Here is a 17,814-nt window from a genome sequence, read left to right as displayed (position 1 = left end):
CCTCCGGGAGACACACCATGACCGTCAAGTTCATCGGCTACATCGGCTTCAACAACGAGAGCGAGATCCACTCGCTGCGCACGCTCCGCCCGCTTGATCGCGACTATGTGGAGGCGGCGGCCAAGGCGCAGGAGGAGGGCGGGTTCGATCGCGTGCTGGTGCCGTTCGGTTCCAACTCGCCCGAAAGCCAGATCGTCGCCGCCCATGCCGCCGCGCTCACCACGAAGCTGGGCTTCCTGATCGCGCACCGCCCCGGCTTCACCCAGCCGACCGTGGCCGCGCGCCAGCTTGCCACGCTGGACCAGCTTTCGGGCGGGCGCGTGGCCGTCCACATCATCACCGGCGGCGCCGACGAGGAGATGGCCAAGGACGGCGACGACAGTAACAAGGCGCAACGCTACGCCCGCACCGACGAATATCTGAAGGTGCTGCGGCAGGAATGGACGGCGGAAAAGCCGTTCGACCACGACGGTGACTTCTACCGCATCCGCCAGGGCTTCGCGGCGGTGAAGCCGCAGAACCTGCCGGTATTCTTCGGCGGCTCCTCGCCCGAGGCGATCGACGTGGCGGGCCGCCATGCCGATGTGTACGCGCTGTGGGGCGAGACGCAGGCGCAGGTGCGCGAGGCGGTCGCCACCATCCGCGCGTCCGCTGCGCGCTATGGCCGCCGGCCGGGCTTCTCGCTGTCGCTGCGCCCGATCATCGCCGATACCGAGGAAGCCGCGTGGAAGCGCGCCGACGAGATCGTCGAGATCGTGCGCGACCTGCGCGAGCAGGCGGGCGCGCAGACCAGGGATCACACGCCCCCGCACGCCGGCGCGCAGCGGCTGTTGCAGACCGCCGCCGCCGGCTACCGCGCCGATACGCGGTTGTGGACCGGCCTTGCCGCCGTGGCCGGCGCGCAGGGCAATTCCACCGGGCTGGTCGGCACGCCCGAGCAGGTGGCCGACGCCTTCCTCGACTATTACGATCTGGGCATCGACCATTTCCTGATCCGCGGCTTCGATCCGCTCGGCGATGCGGTCACTTATGGGCGCGAGCTGCTGCCGCTGGTGCGCGAGCGCGTCGCCCGCCGCGACGCCGAACGCGACGACGAACGGGCCGTCGCATGAGGCGGCTGTTGCTCGCGCTGGGGGCGTTGCTGGCGCTGGCCGCGTGCGGCCCGCATGCCGACGGCGACGCGGTGCTCCGCGTGGGCAGCCAGCGCGGCGGCACCAAGGCGGTGATGATCGCCAGCGGCGCGCTGGAGGGCGCGCCGTACACCGTGGAATGGTCCGAGTTTCCCGCCGCCCAGCATCTGCTGGAGGCGATCGGCGGCGGCGCGGTGGACGTCGGCCTCGTCGGCGATGCACCGTTCATGTTCGCCTACCAGAGCGGCAGCCGGATCAGGGCGGTGGGCGCGCAGTTCGTGCGGGAACGACCGCGCGAGGCGCTGGCGCTGGTCGTGCCCGCCGCCTCGCCCGCCCGGTCGCTGGCCGACATGAAGGGCCGGACGATCGCCACGACACGCGGCTCGATCGGGCATTATCTGGTGATCCGCGCGCTCGTCGCCGCCGGGCTGCCGGCGGATTACGTGAAGTTCGCCTTCCTGCCGCCCGGCGACGCGAAGGCGGCGTTCAGTTCCGGCTCGCTCGACGGCTGGGCGATCTGGACGCCTTACCTCCCGGCCGCGCTCAGGGAGGGCGCGCACGTCATCGTCGACGGGCATGATCTGGTGAGCGGCTACGGTTTCGAGGTGGCGAACGATACGGCGATCGCGGACAAGCGCGCGCTGCTCGCCGACTTCCTCAAGCGCGAGGCGAAGGGCCTGGCGTGGGCGCGGGCCAACCCCGATGCCTATGCCGCCGTGCTGGCGAAGGAAACCGGCCTGCCCGCCGACATCGCCCGCGACTACGCAGTGAAGAACCGCCGCGTCGCGGTGCCGATCGACGACGCGGTGATCGCGGATCAGCGGCGCGTGCTGGACGATTTCCGCAATGCCGGGGCGGTGGAGGGAAAGCGCGACCTCGCCGCCGCCTTCGACCGCACACTGACCGCCGACCGGGTGGCGGCGAACTGATCGTCGACCGCTCAGGACGAGCAGAGAGAAACAACGACACGACCTCACATGCAGGGCCGCCGGGGCAACGACCCGGGGAGCGGTGGCCCGCGCTCGACTGACAAAGGGACTCGAAATGAAGACGTTGCTCCTCGCTGGCGCCGCCCTCGGCGCGCTGGCTACCCCGCTCCACGCCGCCTTGGCCGAGGCCCCGCTGGCCGACGCGGCCTCGGCGGATGCCGAAACGATCGTCGTCACCGGCGCGCGCGGCGGCACCGGCCGCACCGTGGCGGACAGTCCGGTGCCGATCGACGTCATCAGCCCGCAGGAGCTGAAGGCCACCGGCCGCACCGGGCTGAAGGAGGTGCTCGGCAACATCGTGCCCTCGCTCACCATGCCCGCGCTCGGCGGCGGCGGCACCTCGGCCAGCGTGCGGCCGATCTCGATCCGGGGGCTGTCGGGCGACTATCTGCTCGTGCTGGTCAACGGCAAGCGTCGCCACACCACCTCGCTCATCAACAATCTGTCGCGCGTGTCCGGCGGCTCCACCCCGGTGGATATCGACCTGATCCCCACCAACGCGGTCGGCCGCATCGAGGTGCTGCGCGACGGCGCTGCCGCGCAATATGGCTCGGATGCGATCTCCGGCGTCATCAACATCATCCTCGACGATGCGCCCGAAGGCGGCGAGCTGAGCACCACCGCCGGGCAGCTGTACGAAAAGGGCGGCGAGCTGCTCCAGCAGCAGATCGGCTACGGCACGCGGCTGGGCGACGGCGGCTTCGTGCGGTTCGCGCTGGAGGCTAAATATCACGATCGGGCGCGCAGTTCGGGCGAGCCGGTGCCCGGCATCTTCCTGCCGGTGAACGGCGCGCCCGATCCGCGCGAGGGGGCGGTCGATCACCTGATCGCCGGCGGCTATGGTCGCTCCAACCGCGACACGATCGTCAACGGCTCGCTCAACGCCGCGTTGCCGGTGGGCGAGGGGGTGCAACTCTACAGCTTCTCCACGCTCAGCTACCGCAACATCCGCGATGCGCGGGGATCGGTTTTTCCGGCGCAGACCGGCTTCGGCGGGGCGGTGAACACGCAGGGGCTCACGTCGCTGCCGCAGATCTATCCGGCCGGCTTCCAGGCCTATCGCCGGATCAGCGAATGGGATTTCCAGTCCGCGCTGGGGCTGAAGGGCGATCTAGGCGACTGGAGGTTCGACCTGTCGTCCGGCTACGGGCAGGATCATGTCCGGCTGGGGGCGGACAATACGCTCAACCCCTCGCTCGGGCCGACCAGCAAGACGCGCTTCTTCATGGGCAAGCAGATCCAGGACCTGTGGGTCAACAACCTCGATCTCGATCGCAAATACGATATCGGCCTGGCCGAGCCGCTCGCCGTCGCGGTCGGGCTGGAGCATCGGTGGGAGCGGTTCCGCAACATCGCGGGCGAGCCGGACAGCTATCGCGACGGCGGCTACGTGATCCCGCGCGATGGCACGCCGTTCGGCCTCGCCTACGGCGGGCGTTCGCCCTCGCCGGGGCTGGTGTCGTTCACCGGCACGTCGCCGGCCGATGCCTCCTCGATCACGCGCAACAATTTCGCGGCCTATGTCGATCTTTCCACCAGCATCACCGCGCCGTGGTTCGTCGGCGTGGCGGGCCGGGTGGAGCATTATGACGACAGCGCGGGCGATACCGTCAGCGGCAAGTTCTCCACCCGCTACGAGATCGCGCCCGGCCTTGCGCTGCGCGGCGGCGTCAACACCGGCTTCCGCGCGCCCTCGCTGGCGCAGACCGCCTTTTCCACCACGCAGAACACCGTCACGCTGATCGGCGCCACGCGCACCTCCACCACGTCCAAGTTCCTGCCGGTCGACAGCCAGGCGGCGCTGGCGCTGGGGGCGAAGCCGCTGACGCCGGAGAAGTCGCTCAACTACACCGCCGGCGTCACTTTCGAGCGCGGTGGCGTTCGGCTGACGGTGGACGCCTACCAGATCCGGGTGGACGACCGCATCGTGAAGACCGAGTTCCTCGGCACCAGCGCCAACGGCGGCGGCGCGGTCGCCACGATCCTGCGCGCCAACGGCGTGACCGGGGTGGACAGCGCGCAGTTCTTCACCAACGCGATCGACACGCGCACGCGCGGGGTGGATGCGGTGGCCGAATATGTGTGGCGCACCGGCAGCCTCGGCACCTTCCGCCTGAATGCGGCCTACAGCTACAACAAGACGACGATCCTCAAGGTCATCGCCAACCCGGCGCAGCTCGCCTCGCTCAACGTCACGCTGTTCGGCCGGCAGGCGCAGCGCGATCTCGTCGCCGCCACGCCCCGCACCAAGGTGGTGCTGACGAACGACTGGAGCCTCGACCGCCTGCATGTGCTGGCCCGCGCCACGCGCTACGGCAGCTACGTGGAATCGAGCAACGTCGCCGCCAGCGACCGCCGCTTCGGCGCGAAGTGGATCGCCGATCTCGACGTGGGCTATGATCTGAGCGAGCGGGTGACGCTGTCGGTCGGCGCGAACAACCTGTTCGACAGCTACCCGGCGAAGAACGGCCTGATCGCCGCCGACGGCTCCGGCGGTTACGGCAACTTCGCGCCGTTCGGGCTGAGCGGCGGCTTCTACTACGCGCGTGCCTCGTTGCGGATCTGACGGGGGCAAAGCTGTACGGCGGCTGACGAACGCGTTCAGCCGCCATTGGCATCGGCGCGCCTAGCCCCATCGGATGCCCTATTCCGGGCGTCGGGAGAAAAGACATGAAGCTGTCAGGACTAGCCGTTGCCGCCGGCCTGCTGCTCGCCAGTTTCGGCACGGCGACCGTGGCGCAGGCACAGGCACCCACCGTCGCCGGCTGGCACGAAGCCCGTTACGAGCGTGGCCCGGATCACCGCCGCCTTGAACGACACGACCGGCACGACCGGCGCTGGAACCGCGATCGCCGCGGCTGGCGGAACGGTCGCGCCTATGGCCGCGGCCATGCCTATCGTCAGCCGCATTGCCGGTCCGAATGGCGCCATGGCCGTCGCGTGCGGGTGTGCCGCTGATCCGACAGCCTGCGGCGTGATGGTTTGGTCGCGTCAGCTGTCAGCTTCGTCTTGCCGCGATTGGCTGGATCGTCGGCAGGGCTAGGCTGCGGCGGGAAGCGGAGCCGGGTATCGCGACCCGCCCGACTCCGCTTCTCCTCAAGGCTTTGTCCCGCCGCGACACGCGATCTTCGCCAACGCCAACAAAACATGTCTCCCCAATCTCTGCCATGTTGCTAGAGAAACCGTCGAGGACGGCGGGGGGCCGTCTCATCGGGTGCCGTTCGGCGCCCATGGGGGCGATGATGGCAGCAGTTCGGATTACGGTATCGCACGCAGTGATGGCGATGGTGCTCGGCGGTGCGGCGACGGCGGCGCGGGCCGAGGCGCAGGCGCCCGTGCAGGTCGCGGCGGCCGATACGACCGCCGCCGGCGAGATCGGCGAGATCACCGTCACCGCGCGCCGGCGGGAGGAGAGCCTGCTCACCACCCCGGTATCCGCCACGGTGCTGTCCGGCGACAACCTAGTGCAGCAGAGCATCCGCAACTTCCAGGATCTGCGCGGTGCCGTCTCCAACCTCGAACTCGTGCCCCTGCTGTCGGGCGGCACCAGCTTCACCATCCGCGGCATCGGCCAGACCTTCAACCAGGTGAACTCCGACACCAAGGCCGGCTTCTACGTCGATGAGATGTACGTCAGCCGGCAGGAGGGCAACGACCTCTATTTCTACGACATCGCCTCCTTGCAGGTGCTGAAGGGGCCGCAGGGGACGCTGTTCGGCAAGAACACCACGGCGGGTGCGATCCTGCTCACCACGCAGCGGCCGACCGATGATTTCGGCGGCTACGCGCAGGTGCGGGGCGGCAGCTACGACCGGATCGATACCGAAGGCGCGCTGAACGTGCCCCTGTCCGACGGCATCGCCGCGCGCGCCAGCTTCCGCACGCAGAGCGTGAAGGGCTATATCAAGCATCTGCTGGACGACGATCGCAGCGGCAACATCAACAACCAGTCCGGCCGGCTGCAGTTTCGCGTCGATCGCGGGCCGCTGACGATCGATGTGCTCGGCGAATACAACCGCTCCAGCACCGATGGCGGCGCGACCATCCCGGTCGGGTGCTTGCCCACCGCCGGCTATATCCGCAACTATGATGCGCTGCACGCCACGCCCTACTGCACCGCCTTCCCGGTGCTGGGGAAGGATTACACCGTCTATGGCGGCGCCACCCTGCTCGCGCCGACCAGCGCCGCCGTCACCGACCGCGCGCGCGGCGGCGACGCCGGGCTGGGGCGCTATGCCGGGAAGCGGCCGTTCAACGATACCGACGCCACCACGCTCAACGGCCGGATCAGCTATGATCTGAGCGACGACATCGCGCTCCACTCGGTCACCGCCTATCGCCGCTCGCACGCGAAATTCTATACGCCGGTCAGCTATGCGCCGAACGACATCTATGCCGAATATGACGATACCCGCAGCACCCAGTTCACGCAGGAGCTGACGATCGGCGGCACCGTGCTGGACGATCGCCTGACTTTCCTCGCCGGGCTGTTCTACTTCAACCAGAAGACCGATTTCCTGCAGGATACCGGCCCGGACTGGATCGATCCGCTCGGCTACGTCTACGATTCCTCGCTGAAGTACCGCAGCTATGCCGCCTTCGCGCAGGCCTCGTACAAGGTCACGCCGAAGCTGGAGCTGACGCTCGGCGGGCGCTACACCTATGACAAGAAGCAGGGCGAGAGCTACGTCTTCTTCGCCGGCCGCACCAACACGTTCCTCTCCAACGGCGTGCCCACCCAGTGCGGCTATTTCACCGGGGACTTCCTCGGCGGTATCGCCAATTGCGGCGGCGCGCCGTTCACCGCCACCGGGCGCGACCATTGGGACGGCTTCGATCCCAAGGCACAGCTTTCCTATCGCTGGTCCGATCAGGTGTTCACCTACGTCTCGGCGGCGCACGGCTACAACTCGGGCGGGTTCAACCAGCAGCTCGGGTCGCAGCCGGCAGACAGGCGCTTCCCTTCGTCCTACGATCCGGAGAAGCTGTGGTCCTATGAGGGCGGCATCAAGCTGGACCTGTTCGACCGGCGCGCCGTCATCAACCTGTCCGGTTTCTACCAGAAGTATACCGATATCCAGGCGACGGTGAACGTGCTGATCGGCAACATCTCCACCCGCCAGGTGCAGAGCGCCGCTTCCGCGCACGAGGCCGGGTTCGAGGGCGAGTTCGTGCTGCGCCCGGTGACCGACCTCACGCTGCGCGGCAACGTGTCGTACCTGACCCAGGGCTACGACAATATCCGCCCCAACGCGGTGACGCTGACGAAGGACACGCCGGTCAACTCCGCGCCGAAATACACCTACAGCGCGGCCGCCTCCTACGATTTCCATGTCGGTGCGGACGGCCGGCTGACGCCGACGGTGGACGTGCGCGGCGTGGGCAAAAAGCCCGCCTGCCAGTCCGGCGCGGATTACGTGTGCCGGCTGCCGGCCTACGCGCTCGTCGGCTTCCGGCTCGATTACCAGCCGCAGGTGGACGGGGCGTGGCGGATCGGGGTGTATGGCACCAACGTGTTCGACAAGGTGACGCAGCTTGCCCGTACCGGCTACTTCGGCGGCTTCGGCATCGATCGCTTCACCCCCGGCCGCCCACAGGAGTTCGGCGCCGAGGCATCGTACCGCTTCTGAGTCCGGGCCACCCGGCCGGCGCGTGCCGGCCCGGGCAGCGCGGCTCAGGCGGCGTTGTCGATGCCCAGTTCGCCCAGCTTGCGGTAGAGTGTGGAGCGACCGATGCCGAGCCGGCGCGCCACCTCCGTCATGCGCCCGCGATAGTGGCCGATGGCGAGGCGGATGACGTCCGCCTCGATCGCCTCCAGCGAGCGCATGTGGCCGTTCGGCTCGAACAGGGTGATGCCCGCCCCGGTGGCCATCGTCTCGCGGCCCCGTTCGGCGGTGCCGGGGGACTGGCGGGCGATGTGGGGGAAATCGACGGCGGTCAGCGCGTCGCCCTCGCACAGGATGGCGGCGCGGAACAGCGCGGTCTGCAACTGGCGCACGTTGCCGGGCCAGCCATAGGCCATCAGCACGTGCAGCGCCTCGTCGGTGATGCCGAGACTGCGCATCCCCGGCTGCTGCGCGATCCGCGCGAGCAGGTGGCGGGCCAGCGCCGGCACGTCCGCCAGCCGCCGCCGCAGCGGGGGGATGGCGACCTGCACCACCGCGATGCGATAATACAGGTCCTCGCGGAAGCGCCCGGCGGTCACCTCCTCCAGCAGGCCGTGGTTGGTCGCCACGATCACGCGCACGTCCACCTGCCGGGTCGCGCGGCTGCCGAGCGCCTGATACTCGCCGGATTCGAGCAGCCGCAGCAGCTTTACCTGCGCATCGGCCGGCAGCGCGCCCACCTCGTCCAGCAGCAGGGTGCCGCCGTCGGCATCCTGTACCTTGCCCACGTAGCGATCGAACGCGCCGGTGAATGCGCCCTTCTCGTGCCCGAACAGTTCGGATTCGATCAGATTGGCGGCGATGGCGGCGCAATCGACCACCACCAGCGGCTTGCGCGCGCGGGGGCTGGCGGCATGGATCGCGCGGGCGATCACCTCCTTGCCGACGCCGCTCTCGCCCTCGATCAGCAACGGCACGCGGGCACGCGCGGCCTTGGCGGCGATCGCCAGCGCGGAGCGGAAATCGGGGGTGGAGCCGACGATCTCGTCGAAGGCGAGGCTGCGGCTGATCTTCTCGGTGAGCGGGCGCAGTTCGCCGCTGCTGGCCCGCCGGTCCGTCGCCGCATCCAGCGCGGCGACCAGCCGGTCCCCCGCGATCGGCTTGACCAGATAGTCGGTCGCCCCCGCGCGCATCGCTTCCACCACGCCGGATACCGCGGAAGAAGCGGCCAGCAGCAGGATCGGCAGCACCGGCGCGGCATCGCGCAGGGCGGAGACGATCTCGGGCTTCGCGCCGCCGGGCGCGGTCGAATCGAGCAGCATCGCATCGATCCGCCCGCCCTTGCGCGCAAGCAGGGAGAGCGCCGCCTCGACGTCGCCGGCCGTCACCGTGCGCCAGCCGGCCCGTGTGGCGATCGCGCCGACGAGCCTGACCTGCGCCGGCTCGGCATCGATCAGCAGCAAGGTCCGTGTTACGTCGCGTGCCATCATTCCCCCGAATGTACCCTTTCGGCACAGCTTCTCTAGCCCCCGCCGGTAAAAGCACGATTAAATCACATAGGACAAATGCGGCCATCGCTACTTGAGGCATTGCCGGGGTGAGGCTAGAGGACTCGATAATTGCGTTAAGAGGGGATCGGACATGGCCGGAAACAAGATGGAGCTGAAGGCTCACGAGGGCACCTACTCGGGCTTCATCACGCTCCTGAAGGTCGGTACGGCGGTTTCGGTCGTCGTCGCTGCCATCGTCGTCCTCCTGATCGCGAACTGACCGGCCGTGAAGATCGCAGTCCTCAAGGAGATGACGCCGGGCGAGCGTCGCGTTTCTGCCACGCCGGAGACGGTCAAGAAATTCATCGGCCTCGGCGCCACGATGGCCGTGGAGGCGGGCGCCGGCGAGACCGCGTCGATCGCCGATCAGGCCTATCGCGATGCCGGCGCCACGGTAGGCGATCGCGCCGCCACGCTGGCGGGCGCGGACATCATCTTCGGCGTGCAGGGGCCGGACCCCGATTCGCTGTCCGGTGCCAAGCCGGGGGCATGGCTGGCGGCGGGGCTCAATCCCTTCGGTGATCGCGCCCGCGTGGATGGCTATGCCGCTGCCGGGATCGAGGCGCTGGCGATGGAGTTCATGCCGCGCATCACCCGCGCGCAGTCGATGGACATCCTGTCGTCGCAGTCGAACTTGTCGGGCTACAAGGCGGTGCTGGACGCGGCCGGAGAGTATGGCCGCGCCTTTCCGATGATGATGACGGCGGCGGGCACGGTGTCGGCCGCGCGCGTGTTCGTGATGGGCGTCGGCGTCGCCGGCCTCCAGGCGATCGCCACGGCGCGCCGGCTGGGCGCGCAGGTGTCCGCCACCGACGTCCGCTCCGCCACCAAGGAGCAGATCCAGTCGCTCGGCGCCAAGCCGATCTTCGTGGAGAATGTGAAGGGCATCGAGGGCGAGGGTTCGGGCGGCTACGCCACCGAGATGTCGGAGGATTACCAGAAGGCGCAGGCCGAGCTGGTGTCGTCGCACATCGCCAAGCAGGATATCGTCATCACCACGGCGCTGATCCCGGGCCGGCCCGCGCCGCGCCTGATCTCGGATGCGCAGATCGCCTCGATGCGGCCGGGCTCGGTGATCGTCGATCTGGCGGTCGAGAGCGGCGGCAACGTGGAGGGCGCGGTCGCCGGCGAGGTGGTCGAGCGCCATGGCGTCAAGATCGTCGGCCATCGCAACGTCGCCTCGCGGCTGGCGGCGGATGCCTCGGCGCTGTTCTCGCGCAACCTGTTCAACTTCCTGTCCGCCTTCTGGGACAAGGAAAAGGGCGGTCCCGTGCTCGACGCCGAAATCGGCGACGCTGTGCGGCTGACGCAGGGTGGCAAGGTCGTCAACGCGCGGCTGCTGGGATGATCCGCGCGACGCGCGACAACGAACATAATCACTAGGGGCGGGCACATGGACTTCATATCGATCCTGTCGATCTTCGTATTGGCCTGCTTCATCGGCTTCTACGTCGTCTGGTCGGTCACGCCGGCACTCCACACGCCGCTGATGGCGGTGACGAACGCGATCTCGTCGGTCATCATCGTCGGCGCGCTGATCGCCTCGGCGGCACCGGGTTCGGCCACGTCGAAATATCTCGGGCTGATCGCCGTCGTGTTCGCCAGCGTGAACATCTTCGGCGGTTTCGCCGTCACCGAGCGGATGCTCGCCATGTACAAGAAGAAGGAGCGCAAGGGTTGAGCCGCATGGCTCACCTTGACGCCCGTCGGCCGGGGGGACTGAACCGATGAATTACGAACACGCCACCGACGCGATGCCGGTGGGCATGGCGCCCGCGGTCGCCGAACATCTGTCCGTGCCGAGTTGGGCGGGCCTCGCCTACCTCATCTCGGGCGTGCTTTTCATCCTTGCGCTGCGCGGGCTTTCCAGCCCCACCAGCTCGCGGCGGGGCAATCGCTTCGGCATGATCGGCATGCTGATCGCCGTCGTGACGACTCTGATCCTGCACGGCACCGGCCTGATCGAAATCGCCATCGCCATCGCCATCGGCGGCGCGATCGGCTTCGTCACCGCCAAGCGCATCGCCATGACGGACATGCCGCAGCTCGTTGCCGCCTTCCACTCGCTCGTCGGCATGGCCGCCGTGCTGGTGGCGGTGGCCGCCTATCTGAACCCGGCGGCGTTCGGCATCCTCGATCCCGCCACCGGCGAGATCCTGCGCGTCAGCCGGATCGAGATGGGCCTTGGCGTCGCGATCGGCGCGATCACCTTCTCGGGGTCGGTCATCGCCTTCCTCAAGCTCAACGGCAACATGGGCGGCAAGCCGATCATGCTGCCGGGCCGGCACGTCATCAACATCGGCCTGCTGGCCGCCATCCTCGGGCTGGTCGCCTACTTCCTGACTGATCAGAGCCCGACGGTGTTCTTCGTCATCACCGCGCTGTCGTTCGTCATCGGCTTCCTGCTCATCATCCCGATCGGCGGGGCGGACATGCCCGTCGTCGTCTCGATGCTGAACAGCTATTCGGGCTGGGCCGCGGCCGCGATGGGCTTCACCCTGCACAACTCGGCGATGATCATCACCGGCGCGCTGGTGGGTTCGTCGGGCGCGATCCTCAGCTACATCATGTGCAAGGCGATGAACCGCAGTTTCATCTCGGTGATCGCCGGCGGCTTCGGCGGCGATACGGCAAGCGCCGGGGGCGGCAGCGCCGTCGACCGGCCGTGGAAGCGCGGATCGGCCGAGGACGCCGCGTTCCTGATGAAGCAGGCCGAACAGGTCATCATCGTGCCGGGTTACGGCATGGCGGTGGCGCAGGCGCAACACGCGCTGCGCGAGATGGGCGACCTCCTCAAGAAGGAGGGGGTGAAGGTGAAATACGCCATCCACCCCGTCGCCGGCCGCATGCCCGGCCACATGAACGTGCTGCTGGCCGAGGCCAACGTGCCCTATGACGAGGTGTTCGAGCTGGAGGACATCAACGGCGAGTTCGCGCAGACCGACGTGGCCTTCGTGATCGGCGCCAACGACGTGACCAACCCGGCCGCCAAGACCGACAAGACCTCGCCGATCTACGGCATGCCCGTGCTGGACGTGGAAAAGGCCAAGACGGTGCTGTTCATCAAGCGTTCGATGGGCGGCGTGGGCTATGCCGGCGTCGACAACGATGTGTTCTACATGGACAACACGATGATGTTGCTGGCCGACGCGAAGAAGATGGTCGACGATATCGTCAAGGCCATCGCGCACTGAGGCCGGACGTGCCGAACGACGACAAGAGGCTCGCGAGGCGACTCGCGGGCCTTTTTTCATGGCCCTTGCAGCCGGGGCGGCGATGACGATGCAGGCAGGCGGTGGTCCTAAGGCACGCAGCGCAACCTCTGACCATCGCCGTCCTGCCCCCAACTCCGTCGTCCCAGCGCACGCTGGGTTCTCGTGAGGAGTGCGGAACCTCCGATCCCGGAGAGTCCAGCGTGTGCCGGGGTGACGCCAAGGAGGAGAGCCGTGCGAAATCAAATCGCTCTCGACACACCGATCAGGCAGATGATGGCGAGAGAAGCCCAGATGGTCCCGTACAACCGGAAGACCTTCGGGCTTTCGGAACGCCGAGCGCCATAGGATCCCCCGGGCATCGTACCGGTCGTCGGGCCATACGCAAGCATGCCGCCAGAGAAGAGGCCGAGCGCTACCAGGCCGAACAGGCGCTACCGCCCGCTCAGGTCCGCAGGCGATAGCCGGTGCGGAAGATCCAGGCGATCGCCACGATGCACGCCGCCATGAACGCCAGCGTCAGCCCCGCGCTTACCGCGATGTTGATGTCGGCCGTGCCGTAAAAGGCCCACCGCAGGCCGCTGACGAGGTATACGATCGGGTTGAACAGGGTGATCGTGCGCCACGGCTCGGGCAGCATGTCGATCGAGTAGAAGGTGCCGCCGAGGAAGGTCAGCGGCGTCACCACCATCAGCGGCACCACCTGCAGTTTCTCGAACCCGTCCGCCCACAGCCCCAGGATGAAGCCGAACAGGCAGAAGCTCACCGCGATCAGCAGCAGGAAGCCCGCTGCCCAGAACGGATGCACGATCTCGAACGGCACGAAGCAGCGGGCCGTGCCGAGGATGATGAGCGCAAGGATCACCGATTTCGTCGCCGCCGCGCCGACATAGCCGAGCAGCGTTTCGGCCACCCCCACCGGCGCTGACAGCAACTCGTAGATCGTGCCGGTGAAGCGCGGCAGATAGATGCCGAACGAGGCGTTGGCGATGCTCTCCGACAGGATCGTCAGCAGCATCAGCCCGGGGATGATGAACGCACCATAGCTGCCCCCGCCGATCGTCTCCATCCGGCTGCCGATGGCCGAACCGAACACGACGAAGTAGAGCGAGGTGGTGAGCACCGGCGTCAGGATGCTCTGGAACAAGGTGCGCCACGTGCGCGCCAGTTCGAACATGTACAGTGCGCGGACGGCGGTCCAGTTCATGCGCCCTTCTCCACCAGATCGACGAAGATGTCCTCGAGCGAACTGCGCCGCGCATCCAGCGTGCGGTAATCCACGCCCAGCGCGTCCAGCCGGCGGACCAGCGCCGCCAGCCCGCGCGTCTCGGTCTCGGCGGCGGTGATGGTGTAGCGCAGCGTGCCGCCGTCGTCTTCCAGCGCCAGTGGCCAGTCGGCCAGGTCGGCGGGCAGCGCGGTCATCGGTGCGGCGAGGGTGAAGCGCGCCTCGGTACGGCCCAGCTTGGCGAGCAGCGTCTGCTTCTCCTCGACGAGGATGATGCGGCCCTTGTCAATCACGCCGATGCGGTCGGCCATCTCCTCGGCTTCCTCGATATAATGCGTCGTCAGGATGATGGTGACGCCGGAATCGCGCAGCGCGCCGATCAGCTTCCACATGTCGCGGCGCAGTTCCACGTCCACGCCGGCGGTCGGCTCGTCGAGGAACAGGATGTCCGGCTCGTGCGCTAGCGCCTTGGCGATCAGCACGCGGCGCTTCATGCCGCCCGAAAGCTCCATGATCTTGGCGTCGCGCTTGTCCCATAGCGACAGCGAACGCAGCACCCGCTCGACCACCGCGTCATCCCGCCGCTTGCCGAACAGGCCGCGCGAGAAGCCGACGGTGTGCGCGACATGCTCGAACATGTCGGTCGACAGTTCCTGCGGCACGAGGCCGATGCGCGCGCGGACCTGTCGCGGCTCACGGATCGCATCGACGCCGTCCACCGTGATCGTGCCGCCGGTGGGCCGTACGAGCCCGCAGACGGCGCCGATCAGCGTCGTCTTGCCGGCGCCGTTGGGGCCGAGCAGCGCGAAGATCTCGCCGCGCCGGATCTCCAGGTCGACCGAGTCGAGCGCGACATGACCACCGGCGTAGGTCTTGGAGAGGCCGGAGAGGACGAGGATGGGGGGCATAAGCGCGACCATGCCCGGCGGGGCACGTCGCGTCCACCTTGCTGGCGGCAGACGGCCGGGATCAGATGCCCGGGTCAGGCACCCGGATCAGGTGGTGATCGCTTGCCCCAATGCCAGCCGCTTGCCGTTGGTGATGATGACGCGGTCGCCCAGCTTCGCCTGGCCGAACAGCAGCTTGGCGAACGGCGTCGGCACGCCGATGCAGCCGTGCGTCGCCGCGTTCCACTCGACGAGGCTGCCGTGGATGGCCACGCCGTCGCTGGTCAGCCGCATCATGTACGGCATCGGCGCATCGTACAGGCTGGAGACGTGATTCGCGTCCTTCTGGCTGATCGCGAAGGTGCCGAGCGGGGTGGGTTTGTTGCCCGCGCCATAGACGATCGCGGCGGTGCCGATTTCGTAACCGTCGCGGAAGACCGAGATCACCTCGGCGGCGATATCGACGGTGACGACGAGCGGCCCCTGCGGCACGCCCGTCTCGTCCCACGCATAGCCCCCGTGGCGCAGCGGGCCGTCGAGCGTCATGATGCGCTTGACGACGAACGGAGCATCCACCGCCGTGGCGACGGCGGCCATCGGGCGGGGCGGCGTGGCCGGAACGGACGCCGGCGCGGTTCGGGGTGCCGGCGCCGCGGCGACGACGGGCGCCTGTGCGACGGGGGCGAGCATGTGCGTCGCGCCGGCCAGCACCGCCCCGCCGACGAGCAGCCGGCCCGTCATCCGCAGCGCCGCTCCTCCGAATCCACCCGTCATGCCATGCTCCACGATCCAGCGCCTGTCATGCCGCGAAACGGGGCGAGCGAACAGGGGGTGATCCACCGCGTGCCGGGGCGGGACGATCGGCGACGAAGGCGGTTAACGCGACGATCCCGCGTCTTCCTGCGTTGGGACGCCATGACAAGGGGTGAACCATGGTGAAACTGAAGGCCGTCCTGTTCGATCTGGACGGCACGCTGGTGAACAGCAACGATCTGCATATCGATGCCTGGGACCGCGTGTTCCGCGAGGCGGGCCACGTGCTGCCGCGCCAGGCGATCCACGACCAGATCGGCAAGGGCGGCGATAATTTCGTGCCGGCGCTGCTGCCGGGCGTGGACGAGGCGACGCAGGAGCGACTGTCCGGGCGGCACGGCACGCTGTTCAAGGCGGACTATATGGCCCGCGTGGTGCCGTTTCCCGGCGCACGCGACCTGCTGCTTGCGGTGAGGCGGCTCGGGGCGAAGGCGACGCTCGCGTCGTCTGCGGGCGGGGAGGAGGTCGATCATTATGTCGCGCTGCTCGAGGCGGAGGGGATCGTCGATCACCGTACCAGCAAGGACGATGCCGAGAAATCGAAGCCCGACCCGGACATCTTCAGTGCCGCGCTGGAAGCGGCCGGTGTGGCGGCGGAACAGGCGATCGTGATCGGCGATACACCCTATGACGCCATCGCCGCCCGCCGCGCGGGCATCCGCGCCATCGGCGTCCTGTCCGGTGGCTTCACCGACGAGGTGCTGCGCGAGGCGGGCGTGGTCGCGGTCTATCGCGACGTGGCGGACCTGCTCGCCCGGATCGATGCGTCGCCGCTGGCGGGGGGCTAGATCCCCCCGGCGAAGCGGTCCGCCGCCTCGGCGATCGCGGCATAGACGTGGTCGAGGTCGTCCTCGCTGATGCAATAGGGCGGCATCACGTACACCGTCTCGCCGAGGGGGCGCAGCAGCAGGTCGCGCTCGCGGAAGAAGGCGAGCAGCGCGGGGCCGAGCGCGGAGAGATAGCCCGCATCCGCCGGCCCGAGCGCACAGGCGGCGATCGTGCCCAGCCGGCGGCGATGGCGCACGGTGGCGGGCAACGCATCCAGCCGCGCCTGCTGGCGGGCGGCCAGCGTCTCGATCCGCGCCTGCACCGGCTCCTCGTCCCAGATGGCGATGTTGGCGAGCGCTGCGGCGCAGGCGATCGGGTTGGCGGTGTAGCTGGACGAATGGAACAGCATCGTGGCGCGGTCGTCCGACAGATGCGCGTCATATATCGCCTCGCTGGCGAGCGTCGCGGCCAGCGGCACCACGCCGCCGGTCAGCCCTTTGGAGACGCACATGATGTCGGGCACGATCCCGGCCTGTTCACAGGCGAACAGCGTGCCGGTGCGCCCCCAGCCGCTCATCACCTCGTCGGCGATGAAGGGCACGCCGTGGGCCGAGCAGATCGCCCGCATCCGGGCCAGCACGGCGGCGGGGTAGAACAGCATGCCCCCCGCGCCCAGTACCAGCGGCTCTACGATCAGCGCCGCCGGCCCCGCGCGACAGGCCGTCTCCAGCGCGTCCAGCGTGTTCTGTCCATCGCCGGCGGGGAAGGGCAGCGTCTCCACGTCGAACAGCAGCGGCGCATAGGCCCGGTTGAACACGCCCCGCGCGCCGACCGACATCGTGCCGATCGTGTCGCCATGATAGCCGTGCTCCAGCGTCAGGATGCGGTGGCGCGGCTCCCCCCGGTTGAGCCAGAAGCCCAACGCCATCTTCAGCGCGACCTCCACGGCGGTGGACCCGGAATCCGAGTAGAACACATGCGGCATCCCGCCGCCGGTGAGTCGCACCAGCGCGCCGGCCAGTTGCTCGGCCGGCTCGTGCGTCCAGCCGGCGAAGATCACTTGGTCCAGCCGCTCGGCCTGTCGGGCGATGGCGGCGGTGATGCGCGGGTGGCGATGCCCGTGCGTCGTCACCCACCAAGACGAGATCGCATCGACGATCCGTCGCCCGTCCGCCGTGTGCAGCACGGCGCCCTCGCCGTGGGTGACGAGCGGGATCGGCTCGCCAAGCCCGTGCTGGGTGAACGGATGCCAGACGGCCGAAGTCATGCGGTGAAATCCCCAGGATCGAAACGGGTGGCGAAGGCGGCGGCGAGCGTGGCGGCGTCCAGCGGATCGAGCCGGGGCAGGCGGCCCAGCCGGCGTACTCCGCCGATCGTGGCGATCGTCGCCTCATTGTCCTCGTTCGCCTCGCCTGAAAAGGCGATGCCGAGCAGCGGTACGCCGCGCGTGTGCAACGCCTCGATCGAAAGCAGGCTGTGGTTGATCGTGCCGAGGCCGGTGCCGGCCACCAGCACCACGGGTGCCTGCCAGCGGGCGAACAGGTCGGCGAACAGCAACTGCCGCGTCACCGGCACCAGCACGCCGCCGGCGCCTTCCACCACCAGCGCGCCGGGAGGGGCGGGCAGGGCGAGGC

General features: G+C 68.6%; 16 protein-coding genes. 10 read left to right on the top strand and 6 right to left on the bottom strand.

All coding sequences use genetic code 11. The annotated features are described in order from the left end of the window. Positions 1-17: 17 nt before the first annotated feature. The 5 genes from FOY91_RS11280 (at position 18) to FOY91_RS11260 (ending at position 7,749) form a co-directional block, all read left to right on the top strand. Positions 18-1,112 carry an LLM class flavin-dependent oxidoreductase gene (locus FOY91_RS11280; protein WP_145151621.1) on the top strand — a complete coding sequence of 365 codons (1,095 nt, stop codon included), beginning with the start codon at positions 18-20 and terminating at the stop codon, positions 1,110-1,112. Then, positions 1,109-2,059 carry an ABC transporter substrate-binding protein gene (locus FOY91_RS11275; protein WP_145151619.1) on the top strand — a complete coding sequence of 317 codons (951 nt, stop codon included), beginning with the start codon at positions 1,109-1,111 and terminating at the stop codon, positions 2,057-2,059. Before FOY91_RS11280 ends, FOY91_RS11275 begins: the two co-directional genes overlap by 4 nt. 115 nt (positions 2,060-2,174) lie before the next feature. Beyond that, positions 2,175-4,685, top strand: coding sequence for a TonB-dependent receptor plug domain-containing protein (locus tag FOY91_RS11270; RefSeq protein ID WP_145151617.1), 2,511 nt, complete (start codon positions 2,175-2,177; stop codon positions 4,683-4,685). A 104-nt stretch (positions 4,686-4,789) separates the two neighbouring features. Beyond that, positions 4,790-5,077, top strand: a complete 288-nt coding sequence (locus tag FOY91_RS11265; RefSeq protein WP_145151615.1) for a hypothetical protein — start codon at positions 4,790-4,792, stop codon at positions 5,075-5,077. Positions 5,078-5,361: 284 nt separating this feature from the next. Continuing rightward, positions 5,362-7,749, top strand: coding sequence for a TonB-dependent receptor (locus FOY91_RS11260; protein ID WP_238995607.1), 2,388 nt, complete (start codon positions 5,362-5,364; stop codon positions 7,747-7,749). A gap of 44 nt (positions 7,750-7,793) precedes the next feature. On the opposite strand, the gene FOY91_RS11255 is transcribed toward FOY91_RS11260, so the two are convergent. Beyond that, positions 7,794-9,212: a sigma-54-dependent transcriptional regulator gene (locus FOY91_RS11255; protein WP_145151650.1), complete on the bottom strand. Its 1,419-nt coding sequence runs from the start codon at positions 9,210-9,212 to the stop codon at positions 7,794-7,796. 154 nt (positions 9,213-9,366) lie between these two features. On the opposite strand from FOY91_RS11255, the gene FOY91_RS11250 reads away from it, so the two are divergent. From FOY91_RS11250 to FOY91_RS11235, 4 genes are all read left to right on the top strand, one after another. Next, positions 9,367-9,495 (top strand): aa3-type cytochrome c oxidase subunit IV, encoded by a 129-nt coding sequence (locus tag FOY91_RS11250; RefSeq protein WP_145151610.1) that lies wholly within the window; start codon positions 9,367-9,369, stop codon positions 9,493-9,495. Between the two features lie 6 nt (positions 9,496-9,501). Continuing rightward, on the top strand, positions 9,502-10,623 hold the full coding sequence (locus FOY91_RS11245) for an NAD(P) transhydrogenase subunit alpha (protein ID WP_145151608.1): 1,122 nt from the start codon (positions 9,502-9,504) through the stop codon (positions 10,621-10,623). Positions 10,624-10,668: 45 nt separating this feature from the next. Then, on the top strand, positions 10,669-10,956 hold the full coding sequence (locus tag FOY91_RS11240) for an NAD(P) transhydrogenase subunit alpha part 2 (RefSeq protein WP_145151605.1): 288 nt from the start codon (positions 10,669-10,671) through the stop codon (positions 10,954-10,956). 85 nt (positions 10,957-11,041) lie between these two features. Further along, positions 11,042-12,469, top strand: coding sequence for an NAD(P)(+) transhydrogenase (Re/Si-specific) subunit beta (locus FOY91_RS11235; RefSeq protein WP_145151647.1), 1,428 nt, complete (start codon positions 11,042-11,044; stop codon positions 12,467-12,469). A 463-nt stretch (positions 12,470-12,932) separates the two neighbouring features. Here FOY91_RS11235 and FOY91_RS11230 read toward each other — a convergent pair whose 3' ends face one another. From FOY91_RS11230 to FOY91_RS11220, 3 genes are all read right to left on the bottom strand, one after another. Then, positions 12,933-13,694, bottom strand: coding sequence for an ABC transporter permease (locus FOY91_RS11230; protein WP_145151602.1), 762 nt, complete (start codon positions 13,692-13,694; stop codon positions 12,933-12,935). Further along, positions 13,691-14,620: an ABC transporter ATP-binding protein gene (locus tag FOY91_RS11225; protein WP_145151599.1), complete on the bottom strand. Its 930-nt coding sequence runs from the start codon at positions 14,618-14,620 to the stop codon at positions 13,691-13,693. Before FOY91_RS11225 ends, FOY91_RS11230 begins: the two co-directional genes overlap by 4 nt. 87 nt (positions 14,621-14,707) lie before the next feature. Next, the gene (locus tag FOY91_RS11220; RefSeq protein ID WP_145151596.1) at positions 14,708-15,373 is read right to left on the bottom strand and encodes a L,D-transpeptidase family protein; all 666 of its coding nucleotides are present in this window, start codon (positions 15,371-15,373) and stop codon (positions 14,708-14,710) included. 158 nt (positions 15,374-15,531) lie between these two features. Here FOY91_RS11220 and FOY91_RS11215 point away from each other — a divergent pair, with 158 nt between their 5' ends. Then, the gene (locus FOY91_RS11215) at positions 15,532-16,200 is read left to right on the top strand and encodes an HAD family hydrolase (RefSeq protein WP_145151593.1); all 669 of its coding nucleotides are present in this window, start codon (positions 15,532-15,534) and stop codon (positions 16,198-16,200) included. Here the strand turns inward: FOY91_RS11215 and FOY91_RS11210 are convergent. Together FOY91_RS11210 and bioD are read right to left on the bottom strand one after the other, a co-directional pair. Next, positions 16,197-17,447, bottom strand: a complete 1,251-nt coding sequence (locus FOY91_RS11210; RefSeq protein WP_145151590.1) for an adenosylmethionine--8-amino-7-oxononanoate transaminase — start codon at positions 17,445-17,447, stop codon at positions 16,197-16,199. The two genes, FOY91_RS11215 and FOY91_RS11210, sit on opposite strands and share 4 nt — an antisense overlap. Then, positions 17,444-17,814, bottom strand: a 371-nt coding sequence (gene bioD / locus FOY91_RS11205; protein WP_145151588.1) for an ATP-dependent dethiobiotin synthetase BioD, incomplete at its 5' end; no start/stop codon positions are given. The genes FOY91_RS11210 and bioD, both read right to left, overlap by 4 nt.

It is taken from the genome of Alterirhizorhabdus solaris (assembly GCF_007785815.1).
GTDB classification, from domain to species: domain Bacteria; phylum Pseudomonadota; class Alphaproteobacteria; order Sphingomonadales; family Sphingomonadaceae; genus Alterirhizorhabdus; species Alterirhizorhabdus solaris.
This window is presented reverse-complemented; position numbering and strand designations above follow the sequence as displayed.

Bases quoted from the DNA above. Each gene is read 5' to 3' on its own strand.
- FOY91_RS11250 (WP_145151610.1), top strand. From the start codon at position 9,367: ATGGCCGGAAACAAGATGGAGCTGAAGGCTCACGAGGGCACCTACTCG.
- FOY91_RS11255 (WP_145151650.1), bottom strand. From the start codon at position 9,212: ATGGCACGCGACGTAACACGGACCTTGCTGCTGATCGATGCCGAGCCG.
- FOY91_RS11225 (WP_145151599.1), bottom strand. From the start codon at position 14,620: ATGCCCCCCATCCTCGTCCTCTCCGGCCTCTCCAAGACCTACGCCGGT.
- FOY91_RS11210 (WP_145151590.1), bottom strand. From the start codon at position 17,447: ATGACTTCGGCCGTCTGGCATCCGTTCACCCAGCACGGGCTTGGCGAG.
- FOY91_RS11275 (WP_145151619.1), top strand. From the start codon at position 1,109: ATGAGGCGGCTGTTGCTCGCGCTGGGGGCGTTGCTGGCGCTGGCCGCG.
- FOY91_RS11235 (WP_145151647.1), top strand. From the start codon at position 11,042: ATGGCGCCCGCGGTCGCCGAACATCTGTCCGTGCCGAGTTGGGCGGGC.
- FOY91_RS11280 (WP_145151621.1), top strand. From the start codon at position 18: ATGACCGTCAAGTTCATCGGCTACATCGGCTTCAACAACGAGAGCGAG.
- FOY91_RS11215 (WP_145151593.1), top strand. From the start codon at position 15,532: ATGGTGAAACTGAAGGCCGTCCTGTTCGATCTGGACGGCACGCTGGTG.
- FOY91_RS11270 (WP_145151617.1), top strand. From the start codon at position 2,175: ATGAAGACGTTGCTCCTCGCTGGCGCCGCCCTCGGCGCGCTGGCTACC.
- FOY91_RS11220 (WP_145151596.1), bottom strand. From the start codon at position 15,373: ATGACGGGTGGATTCGGAGGAGCGGCGCTGCGGATGACGGGCCGGCTG.
- FOY91_RS11260 (WP_238995607.1), top strand. From the start codon at position 5,362: ATGGCAGCAGTTCGGATTACGGTATCGCACGCAGTGATGGCGATGGTG.
- FOY91_RS11230 (WP_145151602.1), bottom strand. From the start codon at position 13,694: ATGAACTGGACCGCCGTCCGCGCACTGTACATGTTCGAACTGGCGCGC.
- FOY91_RS11265 (WP_145151615.1), top strand. From the start codon at position 4,790: ATGAAGCTGTCAGGACTAGCCGTTGCCGCCGGCCTGCTGCTCGCCAGT.
- FOY91_RS11240 (WP_145151605.1), top strand. From the start codon at position 10,669: ATGGACTTCATATCGATCCTGTCGATCTTCGTATTGGCCTGCTTCATC.